20 protein-coding genes are annotated in these 26,065 nt (G+C 61.1%); 9 read left to right on the top strand and 11 right to left on the bottom strand.

From position 1 onward, the window contains the following. The first annotated feature begins 18 nt into the window (after nucleotides 1-18). Both OKW35_RS36920 and OKW35_RS36915 read left to right on the top strand, forming a co-directional pair. Nucleotides 19-642: a glutathione S-transferase family protein gene (locus OKW35_RS36920; protein ID WP_429554651.1), complete on the top strand. Its 624-nt coding sequence runs from the start codon at nucleotides 19-21 to the stop codon at nucleotides 640-642. A 152-nt stretch (nucleotides 643-794) separates the two neighbouring features. After that, nucleotides 795-1,139 (top strand): hypothetical protein, encoded by a 345-nt coding sequence (locus OKW35_RS36915; RefSeq protein ID WP_090804882.1) that lies wholly within the window; start codon nucleotides 795-797, stop codon nucleotides 1,137-1,139. Between the two features lie 89 nt (nucleotides 1,140-1,228). Here the strand turns inward: OKW35_RS36915 and fabV are convergent, their stop codons facing one another. Further along, a complete protein-coding gene (fabV, locus tag OKW35_RS36910) occupies nucleotides 1,229-2,425 on the bottom strand; it encodes an enoyl-ACP reductase FabV (RefSeq protein ID WP_184043658.1) in 1,197 nt (398 codons plus the stop codon). A 134-nt stretch (nucleotides 2,426-2,559) separates the two neighbouring features. Here fabV and OKW35_RS36905 point away from each other — a divergent pair, with 134 nt between their 5' ends. After that, nucleotides 2,560-5,088 (top strand): penicillin-binding protein 1A, encoded by a 2,529-nt coding sequence (locus OKW35_RS36905; RefSeq protein WP_429554650.1) that lies wholly within the window; start codon nucleotides 2,560-2,562, stop codon nucleotides 5,086-5,088. Nucleotides 5,089-5,142: 54 nt separating this feature from the next. Here the strand turns inward: OKW35_RS36905 and OKW35_RS36900 are convergent, their stop codons facing one another. Beyond that, a complete protein-coding gene (locus OKW35_RS36900) occupies nucleotides 5,143-6,495 on the bottom strand; it encodes an MFS transporter (RefSeq protein WP_429554649.1) in 1,353 nt (450 codons plus the stop codon). 296 nt (nucleotides 6,496-6,791) lie between these two features. Here OKW35_RS36900 and OKW35_RS36895 point away from each other — a divergent pair, with 296 nt between their 5' ends. Continuing rightward, nucleotides 6,792-7,199: a hypothetical protein gene (locus tag OKW35_RS36895; RefSeq protein WP_429554648.1), complete on the top strand. Its 408-nt coding sequence runs from the start codon at nucleotides 6,792-6,794 to the stop codon at nucleotides 7,197-7,199. Nucleotides 7,200-7,323: 124 nt separating this feature from the next. Here OKW35_RS36895 and OKW35_RS36890 read toward each other — a convergent pair whose 3' ends face one another. Continuing rightward, nucleotides 7,324-8,394 carry a DNA-binding protein gene (locus OKW35_RS36890; protein ID WP_429554647.1) on the bottom strand — a complete coding sequence of 357 codons (1,071 nt, stop codon included), beginning with the start codon at nucleotides 8,392-8,394 and terminating at the stop codon, nucleotides 7,324-7,326. A gap of 864 nt (nucleotides 8,395-9,258) precedes the next feature. Between OKW35_RS36890 and OKW35_RS36885 the strand changes: the two genes are divergently transcribed. Then, nucleotides 9,259-10,077 (top strand): tyrosine-type recombinase/integrase, encoded by an 819-nt coding sequence (locus OKW35_RS36885; RefSeq protein WP_429554646.1) that lies wholly within the window; start codon nucleotides 9,259-9,261, stop codon nucleotides 10,075-10,077. Between the two features lie 206 nt (nucleotides 10,078-10,283). Here the strand turns inward: OKW35_RS36885 and OKW35_RS36880 are convergent, their stop codons facing one another. Continuing rightward, on the bottom strand, nucleotides 10,284-11,726 hold the full coding sequence (locus OKW35_RS36880) for an ISNCY family transposase (protein ID WP_429553761.1): 1,443 nt from the start codon (nucleotides 11,724-11,726) through the stop codon (nucleotides 10,284-10,286). 134 nt (nucleotides 11,727-11,860) lie between these two features. On the opposite strand from OKW35_RS36880, the gene OKW35_RS36875 reads away from it, so the two are divergent. Together OKW35_RS36875 and OKW35_RS36870 are read left to right on the top strand one after the other, a co-directional pair. After that, on the top strand, nucleotides 11,861-12,082 hold the full coding sequence (locus tag OKW35_RS36875) for a hypothetical protein (RefSeq protein ID WP_429554645.1): 222 nt from the start codon (nucleotides 11,861-11,863) through the stop codon (nucleotides 12,080-12,082). A 297-nt stretch (nucleotides 12,083-12,379) separates the two neighbouring features. Then, the gene (locus OKW35_RS36870; protein WP_429554644.1) at nucleotides 12,380-13,372 is read left to right on the top strand and encodes an IS5 family transposase; all 993 of its coding nucleotides are present in this window, start codon (nucleotides 12,380-12,382) and stop codon (nucleotides 13,370-13,372) included. Nucleotides 13,373-13,640: 268 nt separating this feature from the next. Here the strand turns inward: OKW35_RS36870 and OKW35_RS36865 are convergent, their stop codons facing one another. Continuing rightward, a complete protein-coding gene (locus OKW35_RS36865) occupies nucleotides 13,641-14,780 on the bottom strand; it encodes a 2Fe-2S iron-sulfur cluster-binding protein (protein WP_429554643.1) in 1,140 nt (379 codons plus the stop codon). 7 nt (nucleotides 14,781-14,787) lie between these two features. Beyond that, complete coding sequence (locus OKW35_RS36860; protein WP_429554642.1) at nucleotides 14,788-16,050, bottom strand: aromatic ring-hydroxylating oxygenase subunit alpha; 1,263 nt, start codon at nucleotides 16,048-16,050, stop codon at nucleotides 14,788-14,790. 270 nt (nucleotides 16,051-16,320) lie between these two features. Here OKW35_RS36860 and OKW35_RS36855 point away from each other — a divergent pair, with 270 nt between their 5' ends. Beyond that, a complete protein-coding gene (locus OKW35_RS36855) occupies nucleotides 16,321-17,244 on the top strand; it encodes a LysR substrate-binding domain-containing protein (RefSeq protein WP_429554641.1) in 924 nt (307 codons plus the stop codon). A 292-nt stretch (nucleotides 17,245-17,536) separates the two neighbouring features. Next, a complete protein-coding gene (locus OKW35_RS36850) occupies nucleotides 17,537-18,736 on the top strand; it encodes a M24 family metallopeptidase (protein WP_429555123.1) in 1,200 nt (399 codons plus the stop codon). A 40-nt stretch (nucleotides 18,737-18,776) separates the two neighbouring features. Here the strand turns inward: OKW35_RS36850 and OKW35_RS36845 are convergent, their stop codons facing one another. The 5 genes from OKW35_RS36845 to putA all read right to left on the bottom strand — a co-directional run bounded on the left by OKW35_RS36845 (nucleotide 18,777) and on the right by putA (nucleotide 26,018). After that, nucleotides 18,777-19,745, bottom strand: coding sequence for an Ldh family oxidoreductase (locus OKW35_RS36845; protein WP_429554640.1), 969 nt, complete (start codon nucleotides 19,743-19,745; stop codon nucleotides 18,777-18,779). Between the two features lie 49 nt (nucleotides 19,746-19,794). Continuing rightward, nucleotides 19,795-20,583 carry a proline racemase family protein gene (locus OKW35_RS36840; protein WP_429554639.1) on the bottom strand — a complete coding sequence of 263 codons (789 nt, stop codon included), beginning with the start codon at nucleotides 20,581-20,583 and terminating at the stop codon, nucleotides 19,795-19,797. Next, the gene (locus tag OKW35_RS36835) at nucleotides 20,580-20,723 is read right to left on the bottom strand and encodes a proline racemase family protein (protein WP_429554638.1); all 144 of its coding nucleotides are present in this window, start codon (nucleotides 20,721-20,723) and stop codon (nucleotides 20,580-20,582) included. The genes OKW35_RS36840 and OKW35_RS36835 overlap by 4 nt, the downstream gene beginning before the upstream one ends. Nucleotides 20,724-20,996: 273 nt before the next feature. Continuing rightward, complete coding sequence (locus OKW35_RS36830; RefSeq protein ID WP_429554637.1) at nucleotides 20,997-22,076, bottom strand: ABC transporter substrate-binding protein; 1,080 nt, start codon at nucleotides 22,074-22,076, stop codon at nucleotides 20,997-20,999. Nucleotides 22,077-22,256: 180 nt separating this feature from the next. Continuing rightward, a complete protein-coding gene (gene putA / locus OKW35_RS36825) occupies nucleotides 22,257-26,018 on the bottom strand; it encodes a bifunctional proline dehydrogenase/L-glutamate gamma-semialdehyde dehydrogenase PutA (RefSeq protein WP_429554636.1) in 3,762 nt (1,253 codons plus the stop codon). Nucleotides 26,019-26,065: the final 47 nt, after the last annotated feature.

The raw sequence follows: 26,065 nt of genomic DNA, 5'->3' as shown, positions 1-26,065 counted from the left end.
CGCGACACCCAACGACTCATGCTGCAGATACTCGGCAAGACCACCTCGATCAACGTGCGCAAGGTGTTGTGGACCTGCGCGGAACTTGGGCTTGCGTTCGAACAGGAAGACTGGGGCTCGGGCTTTCGCTCGACCGAGGTCGCCGAATTCCGCGCGCTGAACCCGAACGCGGTGGTCCCCGTGATCCGCGACGGCGACTTCGTATTGTGGGAATCGAACTCGATCATCCGTTACCTCGCGAACCGTTATCGGGGTGACGGGCTATATCCGGCCGATCCGGTCGAGCGCGCGCGCTGTGATCAATGGATCGACTGGCAGGCGAGCGAATTGAACCGCTCGTGGAGCTACGCGTTTCTCGCGCTCGTGCGGCACTCGCCCGAGCATCAGGACCCGCGCCAGATCGCCGCGTCGTGCGCGAACTGGTCGAAGCATATGGCGATCGTCGAGCAGCAACTCGCGCGCACCGGTGCGTATATCGCGGGCGACGCGTTTTCGCTCGCCGATATTCCGATCGCGCTGTCCGCGAACCGCTGGCTCGAAACGCCGCAGCAGCACGACGATTTGCCGGCGCTGGCCGCTTATATGGCGCGCCTGGCCGAGCGCGACGGGTATCGCAAGCATTGCCGAAACGGCACACCGTGATCGTTGATTCGCGCGCTTCTGCAATCTGTCGGTGCTTACAGAATCCGCCTTTGCTTACGCTCTGCTTGTGAATTCCCGCGCTCGACGGCTTCTGCGCGGTGCACCCGCGTCGCCTACAATGGCGGCCATCTAGCGACATTGAAGGTTCAACGATGCGGTTAACGAAATTCGCGCTGGCTTTGCTGGCGGCGTGCTTCACTCTGAACGCGAGCGCGGAAATGACGGCCGCGCAATACAAGCGCTGGGCACACGCCGACAACAACTCGATCTATGCGGCGTACATCACCGGCACGATCAACGCGTTCGGCTGGGCGAACGGCGATCTGGTCGCGAGGAAACAGCCGCAGCTGTTCTGTCCGCCACCAACGCTCGCGATCGGCAACCAGACGGTCTATCCGTTGCTCGATGCGTTCTTCGCGAACCATCCGGGCATTTCCGAGGATTTTCCAATCGGGCTCGCGATTCTGCGCGCGTTGCAGGGCGCGTATCCGTGCTGACGTGCTGACGTGTTGAAGGAGTGAGGGGAGGCAGGCGAGGAGGGGCAACCTCAGGGGCAAACTCGCGAAGCGGGCCCGCCCCCGGTGGATCAAACCTGCACGAGATTCGGAATCTGCACGTCCGGATTGACGTCCGCGTCGTAATCGACGCCCTTCATTTCAAAGCCGAACAGGCGCAGGAAATCGGTCTTGTAGCCCGCGAAATCGGTGAGTTCGTAGATGTTGTCGTTGCTCACCTGGTTCCACAGCTCCTGCACGCGGCCTTGCACCTGCGGATCGAGTTCCTTGTAGTCGGCGCGCAGACGGCCTTCGTCGTCCAGATGCGGCTGGCTGCCATAGAGGCTGTCCTTGTACAGGCCGTAGACCTGCTCGATACAGCCTTCGTGCGTGCCTTTTTCCTTCATCACCTTGAAGAGCAGCGACAGATAGAGCGGCATCATCGGAATTGCCGAGCTTGCCTGCGTGACGACTGCCTTCAGCACCGCGACGCGCGCATCGCCGCCCTTGGCCGCGAGCTTTGAGCGGATGCCGAGCACTTTCTGGTCGAGATCTTTCTTGGCCGCGCCGATCGAGCCGTTCCAGTAGATGTCGTGGGTGATCTTCTCGCCGAGGTAGGTGAACGCGGTGGTCCTGGCGCCGTCGGCGAGCACGCCGGCTTCGCCCAACGCGTCCATCCACATCTGCCAGTCCTCGCCGCCCATCACCGCGACCGTGTGCGCGATTTCTTCCGGCGTCGCCGGTTCGAGGACGGTTTCCTTGATCACTTCCTTGTCAGTGTCGATGCCGCGCAGATTGACAGCCTTGCCGATCGGCTTGAGCACCGAGCTGAACACTTCACCGGTCTTCGGGTGCTGGCGCTTCGGCGCCGCGAGGCTATAGACGACCAGATCGACCTGGCCGAGATCGCGCTTGATCACTTCGATCGTGCGCGCCTTCACTTCGTCGGAGAACGCGTCGCCGTTGATGCTGGTCGCGTACAGGCCTTCGGCGGTGGCGAACTTCTCGAACGCCGCGGTGTTGTACCAGCCGGCCGTGCCAGCCTTGGTTTCGCTGCCGGCGCGCTCGAAGAACACGCCGAGGGTCGACGCGCCCGAGCCGAACGCTGCGCTAATGCGGGCGGCGAGGCCATAGCCGGTCGACGCGCCGATCACGAGCACCTTCTTCGGGCCGTTGGCGATGGGGCCGCGTGCCTTCACATACTCGATCTGTTCCTTGACGTTGGCTTCGCAGCCGGTCGGATGGGTCGATACACAGATGAAGCCACGCACACGCGGTTTGATGATCATGAAGCACCTCTTGTCGGAATTGGCGACATTATAGTGGCCCCGCCGGAGCCGCACTCCATGCCGCGAACGAGGCAAAAACCGGCGCACCCCCCACATCTTGGTACGATTGCGCCTTTCCCAGCCGACGACAGCAAGTGAAGCGCCTCTTTTCCTCCTTTCTGGCGGCCCTCGACAAAGGGCTGACGCTCGCGAACCCGCTGTTCGCGAAGGCCGCATGGCATCTGCGCCATCCGACCCGCCGCACGTTCGCGTGGGGGCTCGCCGCGCTGCCGGTGCTATTCGTACTGTACGTGCTGCTGCTGATTCCGTTCACCCCGAGCATCGGCGACATCCGCAAGGCCAAGATCGAGCAGCCCGCGCAGATCGTGTCGGCGGACGGCAAGCTGCTCGCCGAGTTCAAGCCGTCGAACCGCGAGTGGGTCAAGCTGAAGGACATCTCGCCGAACGTCGTGAACGCGCTGATCGCCACCGAGGATCACCGCTTCTATCAGCATTTCGGGCTCGACTGGCGGCGCACCGCTTCGGCCGCGCTGCACACGTTCTCCGGCGACCGCCAGGGCGGCTCGACGATCACGCAGCAACTCGCGCGCAATCTGTATCCCGACGAAATCGGCCGCGCGCCGACGTTGACGCGCAAGCTGAAGGAAGCGATCACCGCACTGAAGATCGAGGCGTTCTACACGAAGGACGAGATCCTCGAAACCTACCTGAATACGGTCCCGTTCCTGTACAACGCGTACGGCATCGAGATGGCTGCGCGCACCTATTTCGACAAGTCCGCATCCGACCTGAACGTGCTCGAAGCGGCGACGCTGACCGGCATGCTGAAGGGCAACGCGTACTACAACCCGGTGCTGAACCCCGAGCGCGCCTTGCAGCGGCGCAATACGGTGCTCGCGCAGCTGGTCAAGTACGGCAAGCTGACACCCGCCCAGTACGACACGCTCGCCCGCAAGCCGCTGCGTCTCGACTTCGAGCGCCAGATCGAGCCGCCCGGACCCGCGCCGCATTTCACGCAGCAACTGCGCAAATGGCTCGTCGCGTGGGCCGATCGCAACGACTACAACATCTATTCCGATGGACTCGTCGTGCGCACGACGATCGACTCGCGTCTGCAGACGATGGCGACCCAGGCGGTCACGCTGCAGGGCAACCAGTTGCAGAACATCGCGGACTCCGCGTGGGGCACGCGCGCGGGCTGCTCGGCGGACAAGGACCTGCTGCGCACGTTCCTGCGCGAAACGCCTGACTTCCGCGCGGCCAAAGACACGGGCCTCGCCGACGACGACGCGCTGAAACGCCTGCTCGCCGATCGCAAGCTCGTGCAGAGCGTGTGCGACACGAAGACGCGCGTTCAGGCCGACTTCCTCGCAATGGACCCGCGTACCGGCGAGATCAAGGCGTGGGTCGGCAGCCGCGACTTTGGCGTTGATCCGTTCGATCACGTGCAGCAGGCGCGCCGTCAGCCCGGCTCGACCTTCAAGCCGTTCGTCTACGCGGCGGCCTTCGAGGCCGGCGCGAAGCCGGACGACAAACTGCCGGACAATCCGGTTCAGATCGAACTCGCCGGCGGCGAAATCTGGAAGCCGAACGACGAGGACGAGCCGAGCGGCCGCATGATCAGCCTGCGCGACGCGCTCGCCTATTCGCGCAACCGCATCACCGCGCAGGTGATGGAGTCGGTGGGTCCGAACAGGGTCGCCAGGCTCGCGCGCGCGATGGGTGTGCGCGACAGCCAGCTCGATCCGGTGCCGTCGCTCGCGCTCGGCACGAGCCCGGTCACGCTTAAGGAAATGGTGTCGGCGTACGGCACGATCGCGAACCTCGGCGGCTACGTCGAGCCGCTGATGGTCACGCGCATCGAGGACCGCAACGGCAACCTGCTCGCCGAATTCAAGCCGGCCACGCCGAGTCGCGAGTTGCCCGCCGACACGGCGCGCACGCTCGTCGACGTGATGCGCGACGTGATCAGCCGCGGCACCGGCGCGAGCATCCGCACGCGCTTCGGCGTGCGCGGCGATGTCGCGGGCAAGACCGGCACGACCCAGGGCAACGCGGATGGCTGGTTCATCCTGATGCAGCCGCAACTGGTGGCGGGGGCGTGGGTTGGTTTCAACGACAGCCGCGTGACGCTGCGCAGCGATTACTGGGGGCAGGGTGCGCATAGCGCGCTGCCGATCGTCGGCGATTTCTTCCAGCGCGCGCAGCGCTCGCGGCTCGTCGACAGCCACATGAAGTTCGATACCGCGCAGCAGCCGGGCTGGTTCGCCGAGCGCGCCGAACGCTTGCGCGACTGGATCGGGCACCTGTTCACGCGCACGCCGGCGCAGCCGGACAAGCAGATCGTGGCGCGTGCTCCGGCGCGGCGCGCGCCGGTGGCGTCGGTGCAGCCGCCGACGTCTGCCGTGGCGGCACCGGCGGCGGCGTCAGAGGCAGCGGGTGCGTCCGCGGTGCAGGGCGAAGCGCGCGCGTTGCCGCCGTTGCTGCCGGCGCCGGGGTCGGGGTCGGCTCCCGCGCCGGCGCCGAGTAATACCGTCGACGGTGAAGCGCACGGCGGCGGTGCGGCAGCGCTCGCGCCAACCCCGACGCCGGACGACATCGTGCCGCCCGATGCGGGCGGTCAGGGCACAGAAGGGTCGAATAACGGCAGCGGGGCGAATTGAAGGCGACCCGGGCGGGCTGCCCGGGTGCGTATTGAACGGCGCGTGGGACTAGCGCTAAGACCTCGCGACCCCCGCTTCACCCGGCGGTCGCGCATGCGGATTGCCATGCGTCGTCTCGAGCGACGTGTCGTGATGCAGCAGCAACACCGCCGCCATGCCGATGAGTCCCGCGCCCGACAGGCATAGCAGCCCGGCGCCGAAGCCGCCCGTGCTGTCCTTGATCCAGCCCATCGCGAACGGCCCGAAGAAACCCGCCAGGTTGCCCAGTGAGTTGATCGCGGCGATGCCGCCCGCGGCCGCCGCGCCCGACAGGAACGCGGCCGGCAAGGTCCAGATTACCGGCAGGCAACCGAAGATGCCGAAGCCGGCAATCGATAGCGCGATCATCTTCTGCACCGGATCGTCGAGGCCGGCCGCGGCCGCGATGCCGGCCGCCGCGACGAACAGCGCAATGGCGACGTGCCAGCGGCGTTCGAGGTGGCGATCCGAATGCCGTCCCCACAAAATCATGCTGACGAGGCCGACCACGTACGGCAGCGACGTCACGAAACCCGTCTGCAGATTAGTGAGGCCGAACGACTTCACGATCTGCGGCAGGAAGAAGCTCAGGCCGTAGTTGGTCGCGTTCGCCCCGAAATAGATCAGCGCGATGGCGAGCACGCGCGGATTGATCAGCGCCTCCTTCACGCTGAAGTGGCGCACCGCCTCGCGATGCTCGCGCTCCTGCTTCTGCCGCGCGATCAGCCAGTCGCGCTCCTCGGCGCTGAGCCAGGTGGCGTCGGCGGGCTTGTCGGTCAGATACAACAGCACCGCGACCGACAGCAATACCGCCGGCACCGCCTCGATCAGATACAGCCACTGCCAGCCGCCGAGTCCGCCGCGGCCGTCGAGCGACAGCAGCGCGCCGGAGATCGGGCCGCCGATCACCGTCGACAGCGGAATCGCCGCCATGAAATAGCCGACCACGCGCCCGCGATACGCGGCCGGAAACCATAAGGTCAGCAGAAAGATGATGCCCGGGAAAAAGCCGGCCTCGGCGACGCCAAGCAGAATGCGCAGGCCGAAAAACACGTGCGCGGGCGAGAGCCCGGTGAAGCGCGCGATGTCCGGGATAAACGCCATCGCGCCCGCGAGAATACCCCACGTAAACATGATCCGCGCGATCCAGCGGCGCGCGCCGAATCGTTCGAGCAGCAGGTTCGACGGCACTTCGAAAAAGAAGTACGCGATAAAGAACACGCCCGCGCCGAAGCCGAACGCGCTCGCGGACAGATCGAGCGCCTTGTTCATCTGCAAGGCCGCGAAGCCGACGTTGACGCGATCGAGATAGGCGATGAAATAGCACAGGATCAGGAACGGCACGAGCCGAACCGTGACGCGCTGAAGGGTACGTGCCTCGAGATCCATATATGTCTCCTCCGGTTCGGCGACCGGTGTATGCCGCTATGTGGTGGGGTCCGTCTGCGGTTCGAAATGCCTGTCCGTCGAACAGGCATCGTTACAGACTAGACGCTCAAAAGGGATTCTGGAAGGTCTTTTGTGAACCATGTGGTCCGCTCATTGCCGACGCCGTCGCGGCGTGGCGCTCGCGTCCATTGTTAGGACTCGCGCAACAGTGTTTTCGGTTGTATCGGCTGATCTTGGGCGAACGATTCCGGATAATTGCTGCCTGACTAATCAGTTAAAAATGCAGGTGATCCACGATGTCGAATCAGGGTTCGGACACGCTCGCTGAGGCGCGCAAAACGGTGCGGGTACGCGAAGTGGCGTCCGTCGCTCGAGCGGAAAGCACGAAAAGGAAGAGGGCGCCGCTGCCCACGCGCATGCGCGCGGTGGCGGCGGTGGCGCTCGCGTGCGCGAGTCTCGTCGGGTGCGTGTCGAGCACGGATGTGGTCGCGAGCGGCAAGCCCGGCAGCTACACGGTCGCCGCCAGCGCGACCGGAGGACGCATGGCCTGGGCGCGCGCGCACGAACTCGCGATGAACGAGGCGCGCGACTACTGCGATCGTCTCGGTATGCAAAGCAGCGTGAATACGGAGACGGTCAGCGGCGTCAGCGCGATGACCGAGCACGGCTCGTCGGTCAGTTTCGAGTGTCATCCGCGGTTCTGACGCAGCGTTGCGCGCGGGCGGCGGGTGCCGCCGCCCCATGACGATCACTTTTTATCGAACGTCACCAGGTGTAACCACTTATCGCGACTCGCGTGGTGACATGCCGCCGGGGCGCCGGCAGTCGTCAGTCTTCGCGTGGTTTGGTGTTGGTCGAACGTTTGACGAACGGTGCGCCCGAGAAGCCCACCGTCGCGCGGCCCTGCACGGGTGATGTTTCGCGGGCGCGGCGGGCAGGGCGCGCGGACGTTTTTTCTGTTCGCGCCGTCTCGATCTGCCGCGAAAGCGTGTCGATACGCTGGCGCAACAGGTCGGTCGCCGCCACCCGTTCAGCCAGCAACGCATCCTTTTCCGCAAGCTGCCCGCGGGTCGCGGCATGCCGCGCAGCGGAGGCAGCCAGTTCTGCCTTTGATGCGGCCAACTCGTCCCGAATCGCGTCGCGCTCGGCCCGCGATTCGGCTTCGAGCGTCGCCGCCCGCTCGTGACTCGCCTGGAGCTCCTTGCGCAGACGTTGCGCCGCCGCTCGTTCACCGTCGATTTCGAGCAAGGCGCGCTTTTCCGCCGCGGCGAGCCGCTGCTCGTTCTGCTCGTGCGAGCGGCGCAGCTTCGCGAGTTCGTCGGCGAAATCGCGGCGGGCATCGGCGAGCGCGGCGGCTCCTGCCGCGATTTCTTCCTTCGATGTCGCCAGTTGCGCCGTCAGCATGTCGTTGGCCGTCTGCAGCTCGACGACGCGCGCGTCGAGTCCGGCAATCCGCGCGCGCAGGGTCGCGACATCGTTGGCCGCCTGTTCGGCTTTGTCGAGGGCGTCCTGACGCTGCCTGTCGTGTTGCTTGGCCTTTTCTTGCGCGGCGGCGATTTGCGCGTCCGCGTCCTGCCTGAACACGTCGAGCGCGGCGTTCGCGGCGTCGCTCGACAGACGCCACAGCTGGGCCGCGAATTCGCCGGCAGCCGCTGCGACCTCGGGCGGCAAGTCCGGACGGCCGACGTCCACACGCGTCTTGTCGCGCACGTCGGTCCAGAAATCGCGCAACGCCTTGGCCGGCGCGCTCATGCTGCCTTTGCGCACCAGTTGGTACAGGCGGTTCGCGGTCGGTGTTTCGCCGTAACGGAAAAACAGCAACGCGCAGACCTCGCGATAAAGCGTCTGCGTGTCCGACGCGTTTTGACGGACGACTTCGATGTCGGCTTCGAGGGTCATGTGGAAGCGGCTTTGGGGAATATGGATGTGTTGATAATACAACGTAAAACGCACCATATACTACACAACTCAACCATCAACACGACATTAGTACTATAATGTCGTGTTTAAGATTTGGCTGCGAATTGTCGATCGTTAGCGTCCGTCTGTTAGCGCGTGGAACTAAATTTCCAACATTCAGGGAACTAAATGACCCACAAACATGCAGCGCAGGTTTGCGCGATATTTAGTTCCAACGTTTATTCCAGCGGCAGACACGACTTCGAGGCTTTTTGGAACTAAATTGTGCGCAAAACACGCACCGGTAGGAATGTCGTGAATTTAGTTCCAAAAGCGGACCAAGCCGGCCTGAGTCGGATCTGGATACATAGAGCCTTCCCCGGAGTAAAGTGACCACGAACCTGAACCGCGCCACCGGGTAGTTCGTGAGGGTCTCTCTTGAGGGGGCAGATCATGAGGCCAATTTCGGAAATCGTGCCAGTTTGCCTCACCGACTTCCTATCCCAGCAGAGAGATTTCGACGGGAGCTCGGGCACGAACCGTCTTCCTCCGGAACTCCGGCCGAACACTCCATCCAACGACCTTGAGGCGGTGCGTGCATGGATCGAGCACTGCGCGCGCAACAAGTCGACATTCGAAAATTATCGTAAAGAGGTTGAACGACTTTGGTTGTGGGCGCTTACCCAGTGCCACAAGCCCCTCTCATCACTAACTACCCAAGATTTGAAAGTTTATGCGGAGTTCATAAAAGCCCCAAGCCCTCCTAGTCTTTGGATATCGGCCAACGGTGCTAGGTACCCTCGTTCCGATCCGCGCTGGAGGCCTTTTAGTGGCCCGCTTTCGGAGTCCAGCCAGCGGCAGACCATGGTGATTCTCGGTGGGATGTTCGGTTGGCTGGCAAGTATTGGATACCTGCGAGCCAATCCGATGGCTCTGTGCAAGATCGTGAAAAATCGGAGATTTTATTCTGAAAGGTATTTGTCAGATTCATTATGGAATGACGTTAAGTGCTTTATTGAACAACTGCCTCAAGATACATCCTATTACTTCCGCTGCCGGTGGCTAACAACCTTGTTCTATCTGCAGGGCATGCACATTTCCGAGGTTGCGAAAGGTCAGATGAGGCAATTCGTTTGTCTCTCAGGACCAGACGGGAACGAGCAGTGGTGGCTAAAGATGCCATCCAAGGGCGGAAACCCACGTCTCGTGCCGGTATCTCTCGAATTGATTGAGGAGTTGCAACGGTACCGCAAAGCAATGGGCCTATCCTCGATGCCTTGTCGTGCGGAGAAGACACCCTTATTACTTCCGCTTGGAGGCCCCAGGCGATGTCTGCATCGCTCGACGGTTCACGACGCGATCAAAAGCGTTTTCAGCAATACCGCATCTTGGCTTCGTTCCAAGGGCCCTGATTTTGAGGCTCGCGCCGACCAGGTGGAAAAAGCGTCCGCGCATTGGCTACGACGCACCGCCGGTTGGGATATGGTTGGCAACGGCGTTTCGCTTCAAACTGTTCGCGATAATCTAGGCTATGAATCAGCAACAAGTGCTTTCAATCTTTACTTGTACCCCAGAAGTCCTCAAGTGCACCCTTTGCCCGACGACCGCTATAACGAGACGACCAGGCTACACAAAATCCGATGGGAAGTCGCTAACCCGGACACGGACAGGACGGATCGCTGACCTGATACCGTCACGCATTCCGTCGCAACTATAGAGGTCGCTGTTCCCGGACAGCCGACGGCTGATCGTCTTACGGTGGTCTACCGAGCGAACGTCTGAATTACAACTTAGCCACCACAACACAACGGTTGTCGAGGCCAGATAGAAATGTCCGGGTTCCAGCAAGATACAGATGTCGGGGTTGAGGGTCGGTTTTGGGTGGTGGGTTAGGGTCGTTTTGCAGTCCTTTTATCTCTCTCTGGATGGGTTTTTAGCACCGAGCCTCCCGGGTTCTGGTGTGTCCCCATGACTGCCGCATTCCAGTCCTCGAGCGTGACTTCGCGCTGCTTCCTCGTGCCAGGCAGCCGCGCCTTCGTACGCACGGGTTCACCGCGGTTCGTGCGTGACGGTGAGCCGGATATCCGGCGGTTGTCGCGCTGTGCCTGGATCGCCTGGGCGACCTGCAGCGCATGACCAAGACGCTTGTGCTCCACCACCGCGCCCTGGTCGATCTCGGCAAGCTTGTCGTACTGGACACAGGGCAGCGCGACACCATCGGCGCGGATCTCGAGGCGTCCGTCCGGATACTCCCACACGTCGATGTAGCGGTGAATCAGCCTGCGGTTGGCCGGCGTATCGTCAAGCAGCCAGATCACGCGGTCGTTCAGCAGCGTCAGTGAATCCGAGACCTTGCGCAGAACCCGCCAGGTCAGGATCGCGTCGAGATTCTCGTCGGCGCGCACGGGTCGATGCGCATCGAAAGCGCTGCGTGGCGGCTTCGCAAAGCGCGCGTTATAGGCTGCCATGTAGGCGGGCGCCCAGGCGTTGGCGGCCTCGATGGTGCTGATGCCGCGCAGCCGGAGCTCCTTGACGAGCCGATCCTGCAGCGTCAGGTGGGCGCGCTCGACGCGCCCCTTGGCGGGGCTTGAGTTCGCGCAGAACGTGTCGATGTTCAGCTCGTACATCGCCCGGCCGAACTGCGTGACACCTTTGCCCGCTGTCTCCGAGCGTCGCTTCACGTAAAAAACGCTGGCCCTGTCGCTGTAGAACGCCACCGGCTTGCCATGCTGCTCCAGATACGCGCGCGTCGCCTCGAAGTAGCTGAAGGTCGATTCGGTCGCCGTGAAATGCAGCATCATCAGGCGGCTCGTGGCGTCATCGACGTACACCAGCAGCGTGCAGGCCGGCGCCCGGTCCTCGAACCAGCGATGGTCGCTGCCGTCGATCTGCACCAGCTCACCGAAGCACGCACGCCGGGCCCGCGGCTGGTAGACCCTGGGCGGCCGCTGCCGGCGCGGTACCCACAGGCCGGCGTCCGTCATCAGGTGTCGCACGGTTTCCTTCGACAGCACGAGGCCATGACATTCGCGCAGCTTCTCGCAGGCCAGCGTCGGCCCGAAGTCGGCGTAGCGCTCGCGAATGGTGGTCAGAGCCCGCACAGCCAGTCCTTCATCGAGCTTCCGGTTGCCGGGCGATTTGCGCTTGCGTGAGGCCAGTCCCGCCGCGCCAGATTCACGATACCGCGCTACCAGCCGCTCGACCTGACGCACGGTCAGGCCAAGTCGCCCGGCGGCACGCCCGGGCTTGAGCCCGATGTCCACCACGGCCTGGATCACCTTCAGACGGTCGAGTTCGCGCATGTTCAATGTCACCAGTGCGGCTGGGCTCATGACTGGCTCCTGCGATCGCGCAGCAAAATGCCAGCTTGCCAGTCACGGTAAAACACGACATTTGTATCTTGCTAGAACACGACATTCTCATATTGCCGCTACAACGGTGCCGGTGATAATAAAGATTATGTCAAATGATCCGCTGCTCGTCGATGAATCTTTACGGCGAGCTTTCGCTGCGCATGCCGGCTGTGTCGATCTGGACGACGCCCGCCGTGCCGCTGCTCGAGCCGCGCTTTCGTGAAGGCACGCTTAAGCAGCTGACGCTGCACGGCGGCACGCCGCGCATCGGCATGTATCTCGGGGTATTCGTCCTTTTCGTGCAAAATCTGGCGCTTTGCTCTGAAAATTCTTGAGTTTTCACTGGCTTGAAGGATCAGGCGTCGCGTAACGAACGCAAAAGCGAAAGCCTTACCGGACGGGGCTCTCCGGGAGACAACCGCCAGATTTTGCACGAAAACGACGAATACCCCAACTGGGAGTCACACCGGCGGTGTGGGAATTGTACGCTGCGCGCGACGAGACCCGTCGCGAACATCTGCAGGAACTGCTGACCAGACAACTAGGGAAACACTGATTTATCAGGCTCGGCCGTCATCGCTGACGTGTCCGAGTACGTTATAGAAGGAAGCTCACGGAACGGACCAATAGTGATGAAGCGGCAGATCAGCTTTGCAGAAGCGGAGAGTGCGGGCAAGAAACGGGTGACCAGGCGCCAGCGCTTCCTGACAGAGATGGAGAGGGTCGTACCGTGGCCGCGGTTGCTGTCGGCGATCGAGCCGTATTACCCGAAGGGTGAGCGTGGCCGTCCGCCGATTGGTCTGGAGCGCATGCTTCGAATCTACTTTCTGCAGCAGTGGTACGGCCTGTCGGACGAAGGTCTGGAAGACGCGCTGTACGATAGCATTGCGATGCGCGCCTTCGCCGGCATCGATCTGGCCGTCGAGAACGCGCCGGATGCGACCACGCTGTTGAAGTTCCGCCGCCTGCTGGTTGAGTACGATCTGACGCGGAAGTTGTTCGACGAGATCGGCATCTCGCTGTGTGAGCGCGGACTGATGATGAAGGAAGGCACGTTGGTCGACGCGACGATCATCGAAGCGCCGCCGTCGACCAAGAATGCGGAGAAGAGCCGAGACCCGGAGATGCATCAAACGAAGAAGGGCAACGAGTGGCACTTCGGGATGAAGGCCCACATCGGAGTCGACGCCGATTCGGGTCTGGTGCATAGCGTGGTCGGCACGTCCGCCAACGTGTCGGATGTCTCGCAAGCCCACGCGCTGCTGCACGGGCACGAAGAGGAAGCGTTCGGCGACGCGGGCTACATCGGCGTAGACAAACGCGACGAAATGAAGGGCAAGTCGGTGAAGTGGCGCGTGGCGGCCAAGCGCGGAAAGATCAAGGCGATGCAGGATGGTCCGCTGAAGGATCTGGTGATCGCGGTCGAGCGGACCAAGGCGCAAATTCGTGCTCGGGTCGAGCATCCGTTTCATATCGTCAAGAATCTGTTCCGTCATCGCAAGGTGCGCTACAAGGGGCTGGCCAAGAACACGGCGCAACTGTTCAGCCTGTTCGCCTTGGCCAACCTGGTAATCGCCCGAAACCGGTTGCGGTCAGTTCACGGGAGTAGTCCGTCATGTGCATGAAAAAATGCGAGGAGTGGGCTCCGAATCCGGGCAAACCCCGCCTCGCTTGCGACCGAATTCCTTCGACATTCTGATAATTGCAAGCTGACTCGTCGGCAACGCCGGCGACGAGCTTATTGATCAGTGTTTCCCTAGCGGTATTCCGGCACTTTTCTGTTAGCACAATTACTGACCACGGCTCGCGGAATCATCGCACATCAACACGTGCTGCACAGATAGCGCTCAGCCATCTGTTCAATCCAAATGAGGCAGTCGGGTGTGTGCGATGCTACAGATCCAGCACAATATCGGATGTAGGCTTACTGCAACACATCAGTCGAAGACCTTTGTCGATCTCACGCGGGCGAATCCCTCCGTTGTGCTTCATGTCAACGGTTCCCTCGAGCAGCGTGGTCTTGCAGGTGCCGCATATGCCCTGGCTGCAGGACGAAGGTAGCGGCACACCCGCCTTACGCGCTGCAGCAAGCACCGTCTGCGATGCGTCCATCGTGAAAGTCTTCCCGGAACGTGCCAGACGCACAGTAAAGCAGGACTGAGCGCTAGCCGTTTCCCCTGGAGCGGCTTCGACAACTTCGACGGTCTCCGCGAAATTGAAGCTTTCCTGGTGATACCGTGAAGGGTTGTGGCTTCCGTCGAGGAGTGTCTTTCTGACTGCCTCCATGTAACCCGCCGGACCGCACGTAAAGACCTCCCGTTCCTGATAGTCGGGCACGCGCTCCTTCAGCAGATCGAGACTGAGTCGTCCCAGAGGACCTCGCCAGTCGCCTTTTTCACTCTGCGCTTCACAGATGTGGATTACGCGGAGCGTCTTCGACATCTGTTCGAGCGCAGCAAGCTCTTTGGCAAAGATGATGTCATCGGGCGTTCTGGCACTGTGAACAAAAACTATATCGCGATCCTGTCCGAGGTCGAATGCCGCACGCGTCATCGCCATCAGCGGCGTGACGCCGGACCCGGCCGACAGATAGAGCGCTTTTTCCGATGGCCCGGCCGAAGGCGTGAAGATGCCAGACGGGCCGTAAGCAGACAGCGTCCTGCCTTCGGTCATGTTGTCATGCAGCCAGTTCGACATGACGCCACCCGGCGCCCGCTTGACAGTTATCGAGAGCGTGTAAGGGCGGGTTGGCGGCGACGATATGGTGTAGCACCGACTGACCGGCTTACCTTCGATCTCCGCGGTGACCGTCACGAACTGCCCCGGCTCGAAGCCGAACGGTCTTCCCCGTTCGGCTGCAAATACGAATGTGCGGACGTCGTGCGTCTCGACCAGCACGCGGCAGCAAACCAGCGTTCGTTGCTCGTGGCTTGGCCACTGCGCATCCGCACGTTCCCATGTCGAGGCAAGACTGAAGCGGTCTGCCAATTCGGATCTCTGTTCAGGAACGCAAGTATCCACGGCGATGTCCATATCGTTCTCAGACCCCGCTCTGTTTCAGGCGCGCGACGTACCAGCGCGAGAATTCGTCCAGCGGCGCTTCAGTGAACTGTGAGAACGGCCCAGGCCGGTAAGCAGGATCCTGCGTCCCGTTATGAGCGTTGGCAACAAGTTCGGCATCCTGATTGGTCGTGGCATTCCAGACCTCGGTCAACTTCTGCAGGTCATAATCGACACCCTCAACCGCGTCTTCGTGAACGAGCCATACGGTGCGAACCAGCGTCTTGTCAGGCGCAAGCGGCACGATGTAGGCGATCACAGCATGGTCGCTCATCACATGCGTCCACGAGTGGTGACCCCACATGTGCACGTCGCCGAGGTCCCGACGGGAAACGTTGCCTAGCAACTTCGTGCAGGCCACTTTCGTGTCCATCGTTTGCGACTCGTTCGCGCCGGCAATCACCAGCCGCTGCGTACGGAAGTTCGTATGAACGCTTTCATCCACCGACTCGAACCGCTCGCAGATCCAACCGTCTTTTTCCCATGCTTGCTGAGTGGCCGCGTTGCGCGTCACGTAGTCGTCGTAAGCTTTCAGGGCGTCCTCACCCTGGCCGTCCGGACAGAAACCAAAATCCTCCGGCTGGAACGAGTTCACGAGTTCGGGATGCGTGCCCGCGCAGTGATAGCACTCGCGGTTATTTTCCATCACGAGCTTCCAGTTGCCGTTTTCGATGATCTCCAGCTCATGCGCGACCTTTGTGCCCGTGAGATCGTACGGAGCGAAGCGCGGCGCCATGACCGTTTCCAGCTTCGAGAAATCCTCCGGCGGTTCATCGGCGAGGCAAACGAAGACGTGCGCTCCAACGGTCTTCAGATGAACCGGAATAAGGCTGTGACAACCCGGGTCGAAATCTTGGCCCATGTGCGAACTGTGGCGCAGGCTTCCGTCGAGATCGTACGTCCATTGGTGATACGGACACACGAGCATGCCTACGGTTGCCTTGCCCGCTTTCTTCATGATGCGCGAGCCGCGATGGCGGCACACGTTCCGATAGGCGCGAATGTTTTCGTCGTCGTCGCGAACAATGATAATCGATGCCTTGCCAATGTCGACGGTATGGACGTCGCCCGGCTCCGGCACATCGGCCGTCACGCCGACAAGAATCCAGAGCTTGTGAAAGAAGACCTCGACATCGGTCTCGAACACGTCCTGGCGGCCGAACAACTCCCCTGGCATGCCGTGTCCCGGTTGCCGGCTGTCGAGCAGTTCGCGATGAGTTTTGATCTTGATTACGGATGACATGGTCGGTCTCTTCGTCGGTATGCGCCGCAGCGCTTCGTGCAGCATTGCATTGAGTATTGGATCGCCAATATGCACCGTCAATGCGCTTTATTTGCCTCCTCCTATTCCTTTAAGTCATGCGAAAATCAAGCGCGGGCGACGTGCTCGCGCAAGCCCGGGAACACATGTAAACCCAGGCTTCGCTGCACGGGAGTGCCCGTCACATGGGGCTGTCCAAACCTTGGCAGATGCCCACCTTCTTACGACTACAGCATCGAACAGAGACATAAGATGAAAAGTTCCAGAGGAACGAAGGGCTACCGCAGAATTGTTCCGTCGCTTACGGCTTTGGTGGAGTTCGAGGCGGTGGCTCGTCTGGGCAGCTTCACGCTTGCCGCGGCTGAACTTGGCGTTACCCAATCGGCTGTCAGTCGTCAGATCAGGTTCCTGGAAGAAACGCTGGGCGTGCGTCTGTTCCATCGTGGGCATCGTTCCATTGAGCTGACCGCCGAGGGTGAGGCCTTGTATCTTGTGGTTGCGGAGTCCATGCAGAAGATCGCGGGCGTGTTCGATCGCCTCGCGACAGGCGAGCAGCGCGAACTGGTGCTGGCATCAACCGCAGCTTTTTCGCAGTTCCGGCTTCTGCCGCGACTGGCCAATCTTAAAAAGCTGAAGCCGCCACTTCAACTGCGCCTGACAACGCAGATGTTCACTGCGGACCTGCGGCATGTCGAAGTCGACGTTGCCGTACGTTATGGAGACGGGCAATGGTCGGACGGGACCTCGACACTGCTCTTCGACGTCGAGATCTTTCCGGTTTGCTCCCCCGCATTCCTTAAAGAGAACGATGCGCCGGAGTCACTCGAGCAGCTTGCCAGCATGGCGCTCGTCGAGTCTGACTCGACCACAGAGGGCTGGATGGACTGGACAGAGTGGTTCCGTGCGGTCGGCCACCGTCCGCCGCGCCTCAACAAGGTGCTTCGCTGCAGTCTTTACACCGACGCCGTGCAGGCGGCCAAATATGGACAAGGTATTGCACTTGGATGGAGCCGACTGGTAGAAGACCTGTTGGCATCTGGAGAACTCGTTCGACTCGACGTTGCCACCTTCAAGCCAGCAGATTCATACTTTGTGGTTGTGCCCCACGGCCGGACCATCTCGCCGGTGATCACGCAACTGATCGACTGGCTTCGCGGAGACCTGGCGGTTCGCTAATGAAGCGCTGAACTCGCAAGGCATGCACGCGGCACTCCTTGGGTAACTTAAAGTCATGCGAGAAGGAAAATAAAGGCCGTTGACCGACTTTTTCGTCTTTCCGATACTGCCTTGGAGAAGCATGCCGACGCCGGCCCAACCGGCTCATTCAAAACCAGAGCCGCAACGCATCTGATCGGCCCCGCCCTCGCACATTCAATGAGTTTCCGGCTCGCTGCGCCATGACTCGATCGCCCCACGGAACACAACAGGAGAATAATTTATGCCGGGGATTTCCTCGCTTCACGGCGCGATGCCCGAGTCCGCTGTTCCAGGCTGCCTGCCGCCAGGGTTGCTTGATCGCGTCCGTCACTATCGGTTGGAGCGCGTACGCCGCCAGCTAAGAAAGGGTCGCCTACCGGCAATCGTCATGTACGACCCGGTGAATATCCGGTACGCGACAGACACGTCCAACATGCAAATCTGGACGGGCCGCAATCCCACGCGTTACGTGCTCGTGTTTGCTGATGGACCAGTGATCGGATTCGAATTTCACAACTGCGAGCATGTCTGGAACGACGTGCCGGTCGATGCGGAAATCCGCAGCGCGGTGTGCTGGAACTACTTCAATGCTGGGCCAGAAGCCGCCGCGAAGGCAAAGCAGTGGGCGCGCGAAATTGCGGACCTGCTGCATCAACACGCTCCATCGGAACGGCGGATCGCAGTCGACCGACTTGATCCAGAAGGTTTGCATGCCCTCGGCGAGGAAGGTATCAGCGTTGTGGATGGTCAGGCTCTCATGGAAGTGGCTCGAACCATCAAGTCCGACGATGAACTCGTGGTGATGAAAGCCGCGATCGACGTTTGCGAACAAGGCATTCAGCGAATGCACGAAGCTTTGCGGCCGGGCATGAGTGAGCAGGAACTGTGGGCGCACCTGCACTTCGAAAACATCAGACTCGGCGGCGAGTGGATCGAGACGCGGCTGCTGGCGTCGGGCAGCCGTACGAATCCGTGGATGCAGGAGTGCGGCCCGAGGTTAATGCAGAAAGGCGAACTGGTTGCGTTCGACACAGATCTGGTCGGCCCCTTTGGATACTGTGCGGACATCTCGCGAACCTGGACGGTCGGCCACGTCCGACCGACCGATGATCAGCGGCGGCTTTACGCGGCAGCCTACGAGCAGCTGCATACCAACATGGTACTCATCAAGCCGGGCATGACGTTCAATGAATTCGCCGAACGAAGCTGGGCAATGCCTGACACGTTCTTCAAAAACCGGTACAGTTGCCTCGCACACGGCATCGGCATGGTCGACGAGTATCCATCCATCTCGTACTTCGAGGACCGGGGCTATGACGGCATGTTCGAGGCCGGAATGACTCTCTGTATCGAAAGTTATATCGGCGATGAAGGCGGTAAGGAAGGAGTAAAGCTCGAGCAGCAGGTGCTACTCACGGACCATGGCTGCACGCCGCTATCGACGTTCCAGTTTGAGACCGACTGGCTTTGACTGTTGGAATGTGCAGGCGCACCGTAATGGTCGCCTGCGCCTATTTGATGTACGCCCGCACGCGATCCATAACGTCCGCAGGAACGTCTACCTCATGAACCTTGATATGGCTGCCAGGGATGCGCACGCCGGACTGCGCAAGCCTGTCGATATGCGCTGAGAGACGTTCCGTGAATCCGGCCACCAGTGCCTCCGGTCTGAATGCGACGAGAAACAGACCGACTCCGGGACTCTCGCTGCCAAGCGCATAGTGAGGTGCGTCCATCGACCAGTTGGCGCCCGTCATTCCGGCCGCGAGTATCTCCATGATCATGGCGATATTCGCGCCTCGCGCGCCACCGAACGCGAGCAGTAGTCCTTTCACCGCTTCTCTGGCATCAGTGGTGGGGTGGCCGTTCTGATCGACCGCCCATCCTTCGGGAATCGACTCCCCGCTTTCCGCCGCTTTGCGCACGCTAACGAACGCTGTCGCGCTGGAGGCCTGATCGATGACCAGTGGCTGCCGGCCCCGCGCCATCGGCGCAGCGAATGAAAGAGGGTTGGTTCCGTAGGCGGCTTTGCCAGATTCCAGCGTCGTCATCTGCGCAGTGGCGTTACAGGTAGCAAGAGCGACAAGTCCGCGTTCGGCGCAACGCCTCGTGTAATACCCGAGCTCTCCGACAGTGAAACTGTTGGCGATGGATAGAACAGCAACGCCGTAATCCGTCATCCGCATCGCCAGGTCTTCGCAGCTGCGATCGAACGCAAGTTGGGCGATGCCCTGCTTCGCGTCGATTTTTATGGCCGCCGGGACTGTAGCGTCGATATCGGGCTCTGCATTCTTCGAGATCCGCCCCTTTGTAAAGCCGTCCAGATAGTCCGGAAGATGCGCAAAACCGACAGCCTTGCTACCCGCCAGTTCGGCAGAAATCACCGCCGCGGCGAGCGACCGCGCGACTGCGTCGCTCGCTCCAACCGCTTTGAGCGCTCCGTACGCGGCTCGTCGTGCGTCTTCAGGTTCGTATCGCATCGTTGCCACAGTCTATCTGCCTGCCGCCAGGCGGATTGCATGCTGCGCTTCAGGCCCACATGTCACCCATCGTGAAGCCATTCGGGAAAGGATCGTCCGGATCGAGCACGTATGTGTTAAAGCCGTAGATCCATGAGCGTCCGGAGATGGTGGGCACCACCGCATGAATCTCTCCGACATTCACCTGCTCTACGAGGCGTCCGGTGTAGACCGTCCCCAGAACGCCCTCGTGACGGAACGGCTGGTTTATGTCCAACTGGCCTTTTGCATGCAGTGTTGCCATCTTGGCCGACGTGCCCGTGCCGCACGGGCAGCGATCGATCGCTCCCGTCCAGGTTGCAGGGTTGGCAAAATCAATTGCCCCGCTAGCGACGGTTACGGCGTTTCTCCAATCGGCGTTCGGGTTGCTTGTGGGACCTGAGAGTTGGGCGATCGTGATCCCATAGCCCGGATAATGCGGATGCGCGACGGGCAGTTGTTCCTGTGCCGCCTTGAGAACAAGTGCCGACACGCGCGTAATTTCACGGCCGTGCTCCGGGATCAATTCAAGTCCTTTGAACTGACGCACGTCGGCGATCACATAAAACATGCCGCCCCAACCGACGTCAACCGTGACTTTTCCCAGATGTGGCACATCGATGACTTTCTCGATATGTGCTGCAAAGGCCGGAACGTTCCTGAACGTTACCTGCGTCACTTTTCCGTTCGCGCATTCCGCCCGGATTCCAATCAGGCCCGCGGGCGCCTCGAGCTGGAATTCGGTCACAGGCTCCTGCATCGGAATCATGCCCGTTTCGAGCAGCACTGTCGCGACAGAAATCGTATTGCCGCCGCTCATGACCGGTCGTCATTCACCTCCAGCCACTTCATCTGCTCATACACTGTATTGCCGGGAATATGCGAAACGCCGCCGGTGATAACCCGCATGGGCTCGCCCGAGTGAGTTTCTACAGCGTGAAAGATCCGTTTGAACGTCATGGTTTTCTCGACACTTCAGCGAAGCGCCAGGGGCTCTTCCATGACGGATTGCGCCGTCGCTGAGCCTGGCATGATTGGCGCCCGGTCAACATTGGAAGCGTCCCGATTCCTGGCCTGGAACAGCGGCGGCCAGTATTCGATATCAGTTTCGTGCAACACCCGTAGCGTGCCTCTACGGTTAGGTCCTGCCAAAAAAGAGGCGTACGGATTCGCACGCCTCAACTTCCACCTTGGAGATACCTCAAGCCGTTCGCGCAGAGCGCACGAGCAGTATTACTTCGTGCCCAGCCAAACCGCGAATCTCTGGTTCAGATCGTCGGCATGATCCGCCCAGAAGTTGATATCGATGTTCACTGCGTCCTTCTGGTTTGCGGGGTTGGTCGGAAGGTACGGCATTACCTTCGGATCGACCATCGCAATCGACGATTTGCGCATGGGTCCCAGAGCCGTCGCCGTCGCAAGCTTGGCGAGCGATTCGGTCGTCGTCGAATACTTGACGAAGTCCTGCGCTGCCTTCAGGTTCTTCGTGCCCTTGACGATCGCGAGACCTTCGATGTTCATGACCTCGCCATCCCACAGGAAGCCAAATGGCTTGTTGTTCTGAACAACCGCAACCCAGATCCGGTTCGGATAGGCGCTGGTCATCGCGACCTCGCGGTCGGCGAGCAGTTGCGGCGGTTGAGCACCGGCTTCCCACCAGACGATCGACGACTTGATGGTGTCGAGTTTCTTGAACGCGCGATTGAGGCCTTCGGGGGTCGCCAACACCTTATAGATGTCCGCCGACTTGACGCCGTCGGCCAGCAGCGCCCACTCGAGCGCACCCTCCGGCGACTTCCTCAGACCGCGCTTGCCCGGAAAACGCTTGAGATCGAAGAAATCGGCGATCCTGGTCGGCTCGCCATTCTTGAATGCGTCCTTGTTGTAGGTGATCATCGTGGACCAGCCCACGTTGCCGATCATGCAGTCGGACAGACCGCCCTGCAGGAAGTCGGCCTTCGCCGCTGCGCCCGTTTTTGCACCGGGCGGCAGCGACGCCGGATCGATCTTCTCCAGCAATCCCTCGTCGCATGCGCGCGTTGCGTCGGCGAGTTGCATGTCGACGACGTCCCACGTGACGTTCTTCGTTTGCACCTGACTGCGGATCTGCGCGATGCCGCCGTTGTAGGTATCGGTCTTGACGTCCGTTCCCGATTTCGCGGCGAACGGTTTCGCCGCCAGTTCCACTTGCGAATCCTGGTACGAGCCGCCCCACGTCGCGAAGACGATATCACTGGCGTAAGCGGAGGCGCTTACCGCGCCTATTGCAACCAGAGCTGCGATCCGCGCGATCAATTTCGTGTGCAGTTTCATTCTCTATGTTCCTTCTCGTCGTCTGATGGCACCGTATCGCCATTCAATTTAGGATTTAAAAAGACCACTTGTGCTGCTACGACCTCACTTCTTTTCGCTGCCACGCGGAGCCGATCATCCGGAATCTCCGGGCAGACGTGTAATCGCCCGTCGATGAGCCAGTGCGCGTTACGCGTCCCGTCACTGTTCTCCCTCACTCAACACCATCAACTGGGTATTACCTCCTGCCGCGCTCGCGTTCACCGTGGTGATCCGCTCACGGACAAGCCCGGTGAGATCGCAACCCTCGGAAAAATCGGTTTTGAGCAGTGCAATGCGCTGTCTGATGCAGGCTGCCGAAAAAGCTGGCGCAACGCGCGCCTTTCGCGAAACCAGCACGACGTCAGGCCGGGCTCCTGGCTGTTCAGTCTCCAGGAGGTTTTGCAGATCGGACGTTGCCGCGATGACGCAGTGTTCACCAAGCACGCGCTTCACCGCTGTCGCTACATCGTCTGCGGGAAGCACAACCTTGTTGCCGAACGCGCTGGCGATCATCGCCTGGAAGACCCTTTCGTGGGGCTCGCCTGCGACACATAGGGCGGTTCCACGGGGCAGGAATTCAAGTGTGTTTTCCTCACCGGATAGCGCGGGCAGAGCAAGCGGATCAGACAACGCGATCAGGCGGATGAGCGAGTCGCGAGCGCCGGCCACCTGGTCTGTGTTCAGACGATCTCCTGCTCCGGCGCAGACAAGCGCGAACAGGTCCTCGATGGCCTTTGTGCGGCGGGCCTTTTCTGCCGCCAGCGCGTTGCGACGCGCAATGAAACGATCCTTGCCCGACTCAACTGGAATCTCGTAGAACTTGCTGTCGAAACGGTCGCAGCGTGCGAACGGTCCCGCCTCAGAGGAAAGCTGACGCGCGCCGGCTTTAGTCAAGGCGGACAACGTGAGCGGACCAGCCAGCATCGGGCCCGTTCCCGCCGCTCCAACTCCGGCTGAAGGTTGCATACCGACGAAGGTGGAATGCATCGCGCGATTCACGCACACGCTGCTTGCCGTCGTCCTCGATAGCAGCTTGCCCGCCGCTTCGTTGATGCGCGTATGCAGTCCGATTACGCCGCATCCAATACGATTGAGCTGTTCGAGTAATTCGTCCAGTTGACCCGTGCGATAACGAACGACGTGGAGGATCGGACCGCTCACATCCGCTGCAATCGACGCGAGGTTCCCGGTCGTGCCAAGATCGACGATCGCCGGGCATACGTAGTTTCCGCTCCTGTCGCCCCTCACCGGCCTGCCGCGGGTAATCGCAAAGCCCGCGCGTTGCAAGCGCTCGAGATAGGCTTCTGCCTTTTGTCTTACCTCGGGGGTCGCGACCGGTCCGATGTCGGTGGACACGTCAAGCGGGTTGCCTGTCGCCCGCTCGCTCAGGATGCCCTTGAGCATTCTCAGCGTTTTCTCGGCAGTCGAATCCTGCAAGCACAGAATTCGCAACGACATCGCCGCTTGTCCGGCGGACCTGAACGCCGACACCGTCGCGTCGAAAATGACCTGCTCCGGAAGGGCCGAACTGTCCACGATCATCGCGTTGGCACTGCGTAGCGTGAACAGAAGCTTCGGTGCGTTGGACAGAGTGGCTGCGTGCGCCGCAATCTTCGCCGCCATGTCCTGATCGCCGGTGAAGAGCACCGCCTGGACACGCCGGTCGATCACCAGAGTACGACTCAGGTCGTCTTCGCCACCGGCAAGCAGTTGCAACGCGCCGGCAGGCACACCGGACTTCAGGAAGGTTCTAACCGTCTCGAACGCTACCATCGAGCCACACGCTGCCGGCCTTGCGATGACCGCGTTGCCCGCTGCAAGCGCAGGCGCGACCTGCCCAACCAAGCCCATTAGCGGATTGAATGCGGAAGTGATGGACGCGATCACGCCGAGCGGCTCGCTGGTCTGCAACCAGCGTTCGTCGCGAAGTTCGCACGCATAGAGCCGGCACAGATTGACTGCGCTGCGCACTTCTTCGGCCGCTTCGGACATCGTTGCGCCGGTTTCCTTCACGAGCAGCGCTGCAAGCGCCGGTCCGCGTTCCTCAAAACCGTTCGCGACTGCATCCAGTATGTCTGCCCGCGACTCCGCGGTGGTGCTCGTCCAATCCGTAGCGCCGCCTGCTTTTTGCAAAGCGTCTTCGACCGTCGCGGGACGGCATGCTTCGATACTGCCGATCACTTCGCTCGAATCTGCTGCGCTATAGACAAGGGTGGTCGCACCGGCGCCGGAAATCAGCTCGCCCCCGACGATGGAGCGTACGTTTATCCGCACGGCACGGAGCTCAGCAATCGCCATGCTGAATTCCGTCGATGTCGCGAGGTCTAACGACGCGGCGTTCAGACGTCCCGGCAGAACATTTCGCGGGCTCGGAATGCCCTCATGCATCCGCCCTTGCGTGCGGGCGGCCTTGTCGATCGGACTGGCGACGATGTCGGCGATACTCACCGACGGATCGACCACCTGGTTGACGAACGAAGAGTTGGCGCCGTTTTCCAGCAGCCTGCGTACGAGGTAGGCCAGCAACGTTGCATGCGGGCCGACGGGCGCGTACACGCGGCACGATCTGCCCAGCTTGCCAGATCCGACGATCTGGTCATAGACGCTTTCACCCATGCCGTGCAGACACTGGAATTCGTATTCGCCATCGCCTGCCAGCGTGTGCACCGCAGCGATCGAAAACGCATTGTGTGTCGCGAACTGCGGGAAAATCGCGTCCGGTGCGGCGATCAGAATTTTTGCACAGGCGATGTAGCTGACGTCCGAATGGACTTTTCGCGTGAACACGGGGTAGCCGTCGCTACCGGCATCCTGCGCGAGTTTGATTTCGGTGTCCCAGTAAGCGCCCTTGACCAGCCGGACATTGAAGCGGCGACCCGTCGCGCGCGCGAGCGCAATCATCCAGTCGGCGACGAACCGTCCGCGCTTCTGATAGGCCTGCAGTGAGATGCCGATGCCATTCCATCCCATGAGACTCGGCTCGTACGACAGCCGCTCGAGCATTTCCAGCGTCAGATCGAAGCGCGCCGACTCTTCCTGATCGAGGTGAAAACCAATGCCGTATTTCTTCGCCAGTTGCGCGAGGCTCAGCAACCGCGGATAAAGCTCCTCCATGACGCGCGCGCGCTGCGACAGTTCATAGCGCGCGTGCAGGCCGGAAATCTTCACCGATACGCCCGGTCCGTCAATCTCGCCGCGTAGCGACGCGTCCTTGCCAATCGCTTCGATCGCGTGGCGGTAGGACTGAAAATAGGCCTCGGCGTCTTCTTCAGTCAGCGCCGCCTCGCCGAGCATGTCGTAGGAGAAGCGGTAGCCCTGTCCTTCCCGCGTTTTCGCCAGACGGATCGCTTCTTCGATCGTCTGGCCGGTGACGAACTGTTTGCCCAGCAAGCGCATTGCATAGGCGACGCCCGATCGCACTACTGCTTCGCCGCCTTTGCGGACTACGCGCGTCAATGCCTCCGACAGTGATTTTTCGTCGGGCTGCTTGAGCAGCTTACCGGTGACAAGCAGTCCCCATGCAGTCGCGTTGACGAAAAGCGAGGGTGACTTCCCGAGGTGGGCACGCCAATCCGCATCGACGATCTTGTCGCGGATCAGCTGGTTTCGCGTGGGCGTGTCGGGGATACGCAGCATCGCCTCCGCAAGACACATCAGCGCAATACCTTCGCGGCTATCGAGTGAAAACTCCTGGGTGAGGAGGTCCACCCCTCCCGCGTTGATGCGCGTATCGCGTACGCCCTGGGCAAGGCGCGAAGCCAAAGCCTGCACACGGGTAAGCGTATCGGGATCCAGGTACGCAGTGTTGATCAACTCCCGAACGACGACGTCTTCCGGGAGGCCGGATGCATCCCGTATCCGTTGACGAAGAATCGACAGATCGGATGTCTGCGCCTGCATTTCCTGAATTTTGGACAGCATGATCGATTGAACGGTAAGAGGCGTAGAAGAAATGACGGCTGTATTCG

This window comes from Paraburkholderia sp. MM5477-R1 (assembly GCF_050436385.1).
GTDB classification, from domain to species: Bacteria; Pseudomonadota; Gammaproteobacteria; order Burkholderiales; family Burkholderiaceae; genus Paraburkholderia; species Paraburkholderia tuberum.
The sequence above is the reverse complement of the archived record's forward strand: the minus strand, read 5'-3'. Positions and strand labels throughout refer to the sequence as shown.